This window comes from Streptomyces sp. NPDC029138 (genome assembly GCF_055564375.1).
In genome coordinates this window covers 1-5,172 of the sequence record NZ_JBVHWM010000100.1, presented here as the reverse complement: position 1 = coordinate 5,172, position 5,172 = coordinate 1, and the positions used below count along the sequence as shown (strand labels likewise).

Annotated in this window: 4 protein-coding genes; all 4 read left to right on the top strand. The window is 75.6% G+C overall.

Annotated features, from left to right (window positions below; genetic code table 11):
* Nucleotides 1–704: 704 nt before the first annotated feature.
* From ACZ4WH_RS41280 to ACZ4WH_RS41265, 4 genes are read left to right on the top strand one after another with little or no spacing between them, the layout of a single operon-like run.
* Entirely contained in the window at nucleotides 705–1,718 is a 1,014-nt protein-coding gene (locus ACZ4WH_RS41280; RefSeq protein ID WP_468190712.1) for an alpha/beta hydrolase, read from the top strand.
* Nucleotides 1,711–2,928, top strand: a complete 1,218-nt coding sequence (locus tag ACZ4WH_RS41275; RefSeq protein ID WP_468190710.1) for an acyltransferase family protein — start codon at nucleotides 1,711–1,713, stop codon at nucleotides 2,926–2,928. Before ACZ4WH_RS41280 ends, ACZ4WH_RS41275 begins: the two co-directional genes overlap by 8 nt.
* Before the next feature lie 10 nt (nucleotides 2,929–2,938).
* Nucleotides 2,939–4,282, top strand: a complete 1,344-nt coding sequence (locus ACZ4WH_RS41270; RefSeq protein WP_468190708.1) for a sensor histidine kinase — start codon at nucleotides 2,939–2,941, stop codon at nucleotides 4,280–4,282.
* Nucleotides 4,279–4,953, top strand: coding sequence for a response regulator (locus ACZ4WH_RS41265; RefSeq protein ID WP_468190706.1), 675 nt, complete (start codon nucleotides 4,279–4,281; stop codon nucleotides 4,951–4,953). The genes ACZ4WH_RS41270 and ACZ4WH_RS41265 overlap by 4 nt, the downstream gene beginning before the upstream one ends.
* Nucleotides 4,954–5,172: the final 219 nt, after the last annotated feature.

Genomic DNA, 5,172 nt, shown 5'->3' with positions numbered 1-5,172 from the left:
CGCACGCGACGGTTCCCCGCGCCACCCATCCGCGACCGCCGGTGCCGGTTCAGCCGCAGGGGGCCGGCTCGCAGCTCCTGACGCCGATTGAGGAGCAGGGGGCTCACGCGCACGCGACGGTTCCCCGCGCCACCCATCCGCGACCGCCGGTGCCGGTTCAGCCGCAGGGGGCCGGCTCGCAGCTCCTGACGCCGATTGAGGAGCGGAGGGCTCACGCGTACGCGATGGTTCCCCGCGCCACCCATCCGCGACCGCCGGTGCCGGTTCAGCCGCAGGGGGCCGGCTCGCAGCTCCTGACGCCGATTGAGGAGCGGAGGGCTCACGCGTACGCGATGGTTCCCCGCGCCACCCATCCGCGACCGCCGGTGCCGGTTCAGCCGCAGGGGGCCGGCTCGCAGCTCCTGACGCCGATTGAGGAGCTGGGGGCTCACGCGTACGCGATGGTTCCCCGCGCCACCCATCCGCGACCGCCGGTGCCGGTTCAGCCGCAGGGGGCCGGCTCGCAGCTCCTGACGCCGATTGAGGAGCTGGGGGCTCACGCGTACGCGATGGTTCCCCGCGCCACCCATCCGCGACCGCCGGCGCCGGTTCAGCCGCAGGGGGCCCACGCGTACGCGACTGCTCCCCGCGCCACCCCTCCGCAGCCGTCGACGGCGATTCGGTGCCGTGGGGGCCGGTCTCGGGCGACGACGAAAGCCGCACAGGTGGTGCGGGTCGGTAACACCTCCCCCACGCACCCGGACCCGCACCCGCACCGCCCCCGGCACCGAGTCCGCCGAGCGCTGTTCTCCGCCCTCCTCACCGCCGCCATCGTCATCCCCCTGGCAGGCGCGGCCCGGCCGGGCATCCCCGCCCCGCCCCCCGCCACCCTCACCGCCCCTCTCACCCCGGCCACCCTGCGCTCCGCCTACGAGGCGAACCGGAGGAACGCCACCGAGGCGGCCCGTACGGCCGCCGCCCACGGCGACGCCCACCGCGCCGCCGCCGACCGCGCCCTGGCCTCCCCGTCCCGCAACCTCCTCGCCTTCGACGGCCGGGGCGCCGGCCAGGCCACAGAGGTCCTCGGCGACCTGGCGCACGCCGAGCACATCGCGGTCCTGGTCCCCGGCTCGGACACCTCCCTGGACACCTACACCCGCTTCCACCGGGCCGCCGCGTCCTTGTACACCGACCTCACCCACCGTGCCGCCCGCGGCACCCACGCCGCCGTCATCGCCTGGCTCGGCTACGAGACCCCGGCCACGGTCAGCACCACGGTGGCCACCCCCACGCGCGCCGACGAAGCCGCCCCCCGCCTGCGCGCCTTCGTGCACCGGCTGCACACCGCGGCCCCCGCCGGCGCGCACATCGCCCTCCTGTGCCACTCCTACGGCTCGGTCGTCTGTGGCCGTACCGCCGCGGGCCTGGACGTCGACGACATCGCCCTGGTCGGCAGCCCCGGCACGGGCGCCGGCACCGTCGCCGCCCTGCGCACGTCCGCCCGTGTCTGGGCGGCCCGCGGCAGCGGGGACTGGGTGGCCCACGTCCCGCACGTCCGCGCCGACCTCCTGGTCACCACCGTCGGTTTCGGCACCGACCCGGTCTCCCGCGCCTTCGGCGCCCGGGTCTTCGACGCGGGCGGCGCCGGCCACAGCGGCTACTTCGCCCCGGGTTCGGCCTCCCTCGCCAACCTGGCCCGGATCACCCTCGGGGAGACGTCGGAGGTGACCCGTGCCTGAACCGGTGACGAGCGCTCCGCGCAGCGCGCTGCGCGCGATACGCCAGGCCGCCCACCGCGTGGACACCGCCACCCCCGCGTCCCGGGACCGCGCGGTCGACGCGCTGCGCGCCCTCGCGATCCTCGGTGTCGTCCTCGGCCACTGGCTGGTCACCGCCCTGGTCGCCGAGGACGGCGCGCTGCGCACGGCGAGCCCGTTGCAGGGCATGCCGTGGCTGGCCCCGGTCTCCTGGATGTTCCAGACCCTGGCCGTGTTCTTCCTGGTCGGCGGACATGTGGCGACCCGCGGCCACGCCTCGGCCCGCGCCCGGGGGGTGCCGTACGGCGCATGGCTGCGCGTCCGCCTGACCCGCCTGCTCCGGCCGGCCGTCGCCCTCCTCACCCTGTGGACGGTGGCGGCGACGGCCCTGCTGCTGACCGGCACCCCCATCGGCACGGTCCACACGCTCGTCAAACTGGCCCTGTCCCCGCTGTGGTTCCTGCTGGTCTTCGCCGCTCTGACGGCGGCCACCCCGCTCGTCGCCCGCCTCAACCCGCTGTGGCCCCTGGCCGTCGTCCTGCACGTGGACGTCCTCCGCTTCGGCCTGCGCCTCGGGCCCGACTGGTTGGGCTGGGTGAATCTGGTGGCGGGCTGGCTGGTGCCGTACACCCTGGGCGCCGCCTGGAGCCGTGGCGAGCTGGAGACCCGCCGCGCGGCCTGGACCCTGCTGCTCGGCGGTACGACGGTCACCGCCGCCCTCGTGATCGCGGCGGGTTACCCCGCGTCCATGGTCGGTGTGCCGGGCGCCCCGGTCTCCAACCTCAACCCGCCGACGCTGGCGGCCGTGACCTTCGGCCTGGCCCAGTGCGGTCTGGCCCTGCTCCTGCGCGACCGGCTACGGGCGGCCATGCGCCGCCCGCTCGCCTGGGCGGCCGTGGCCCTGATCAACCTGTCCGCCATGACGATCTTCCTGTGGCACCAGACGGCCCTGATGGCCACGACGGCCACCGCCCTGCTCGCCGGCCGCCTGCCCGGCCTGCACACGCTCCCCGACGGCCCGGGCTGGGTGGCGGCCCGGCTGCTGTGGCTGCCGGTGTTCGCGCTGGGGCTCGCGCTGTGCCGGGCCGCCTTCGGCCGACCCGAGCGGGCAGGGGCCGTGAGCCGGTCCCGCGGGGTCCGCGCCCACCACCCGGCGGGCCGGCGGTCCGCACAGCGGGCGCCCCGTGCCTAGGCTGGGCCCCGTGATCGAGACGGGGGTGGGCCGCGCGCTGCGCCGGCTCCGGGGGCTGCGCGACGATCTGCTGACCTGGCGCGCCGATCCCCTGCCGCCGTTCGTGTGGCTGCGCTGGTTCCCGCACGGCCTGCTGTGCCTGGTCGGGTTCGGGGTGGGCTTCGGCGCGGTGGCGCAGCTCGCCTCCGACGGCGGCGTGGGCACGCAACTCGCCCTCCTGACCGGGCTCGCGCAGGGCGGCGCCGTCGTGCTCGCGTTGTGGCGGCCGGTGGCGGCATGGGGGCTGTCGACGATAGCCATGCTGCTGGGGGCCGTGGAAGTGCGACACCACCTGCTGGCAGGGGGAGCCCACGGGTTCACCTGGCCCTGGTCGTCGGCCGGGATCATCGGGCACATGGCCGTGCTGCTGCTGCTCGCCCTGCGGGTGCGCACACGGGTGTCCGTCGAGGCGCTGACGGTGACCGTGCTGCTCACCTATGCCGTGGAGGGCTTGTGGGGCGCGTCCGACTACACGCCCACCGGGGTCCTCGCGGTCATCTTCTCCTCGATCGTCGTGGTGCTCGGCAGCGCCCTGCGCGGCCGGCGCGAGGCTCGCGCCCAGCTCGAACAGCAGACGACGCTCACCGCCGAGGAGCGGGCCCGCCGCACACTGCTGGAGGAGCGCAGCCGCATCGCGCGGGAGCTGCACGACGTGGTCGCGCACCACATGTCGGTCATCTCCATCCAGGCCCAGGTGGCCCCGCACCTCGTCGAGCAGCCGTCCGAGGAGCTGATCGAGAACCTCGCGGGCATCCGGCAGAACGCGCTGGAGGCGCTCACCGAGCTGCGCCGGGTGCTCGGCGTGCTGCGTTCGGAGCACCCCGAGGACCCCTACGGCCTGGGCGGCCCGGGCGCGGGAACGGCCCCGGACGCTCCCCAGCCCACGCTCGACCGGCTCGACGCCTTGATCGAGAACACCCGCGCGGCGGGCCTGGACGTGACCACCGAGGTCACGGGCAGGGCACGGCCCTACGCTCCGGGTGTGGAGCTGTCGGCGTACCGGATCGTGCAGGAGGCGCTGAGCAACGCCCTGCGGCACGCGCCGGGGTCCCGGGTGCGCGTCGAGGTCGCGCACCTGTCGGGCGGCCTGCGGCTGGCGGTGACCAACTCCCGCCCGCACCGGCCCGCGCCGCCCTCCCCGGGTGCCGGACACGGGCTGCTCGGCATGCGGGAGCGCGCGATGATGCTCGGCGGCACGGTCACCGCGGCCGGCACCCCGGACGGCGGCTTCACCGTCTCGGCCTTCCTTCCCCGGGACGGCGGCCCGGCCGCGCTCCCGTCCGCCCCGCCTCCGACAGGAGAAGAGACCTCATGACGAGCGGCACCATCCGCGTACTCATCGCCGACGACCAGCAGATGGTCCGGCAGGGCTTCACCGTGCTGCTCAACACCAAGCCGGACATCGAGGTGATCGGACAGGCGGTGGACGGCCGGGACGCGATCGCCCGCACCGCCGAACTGCTCCCGGACGTGGTCCTGATGGACATCCGGATGCCCGAACTCGGCGGCATCGAGGCGACCCGCCGCATCACCGACGCCCATCCGGGCATCAGGGTCCTGGTGCTGACCACCTTCGACCTGGACGAGTACGTGTACGAGGCGCTGCGCGCGGGTGCCTCCGGTTTCCTGCTCAAGGACGCCTCCGCCGACCAGCTCGCCGAGGCGGTCCGGGTCGTGGCGGCCGGCGACGCCCTGCTGGCCCCGGGCATCACCCGCCGCCTGATCGCCGAGTTCTCCCGTCTGGACGGCTCCCCCCGGACCCCGCTCAAGCGGCGCGTCGGCGACCTCACGGAACGGGAGACGGAGGTTCTGGCGCTGATCGCGCAGGGCTTGTCGAACGCGGAGATAGCCGGGCGGCTGGTGGTGGCCGAGCAGACCGTGAAGACGCACGTGGGGCGCATCCTGGTGAAGCTGGGCCTGCGCGACCGCACCCAGGCGGCGGTGTTCGCGTACGAGTCGGGCGTGGTGCGCCCGTCCGGATACTGAGCCCGGCAGATCCCTAGTACTTGAGACGGACCCCCGAGGACCCCTCTCCAAGGGGACGACCGGGAACCCGGTCCGCGCCTACCGTATGGCACGTGACCGAGACGACGCACACGCAGACGACACCGCCGGGGGGGGGGGGGGGGGGGGGGGGGGGGGGGGGGGGGGGGGGGGGGGGGGGGGGGGGGGGGGGGGGGGGGGGGGGGGGGGGGGGGGGGGGGG

Bases quoted from the DNA above. Each gene is read 5' to 3' on its own strand.
- ACZ4WH_RS41265 (WP_468190706.1), top strand. From the start codon at position 4,279: ATGACGAGCGGCACCATCCGCGTACTCATCGCCGACGACCAGCAGATG.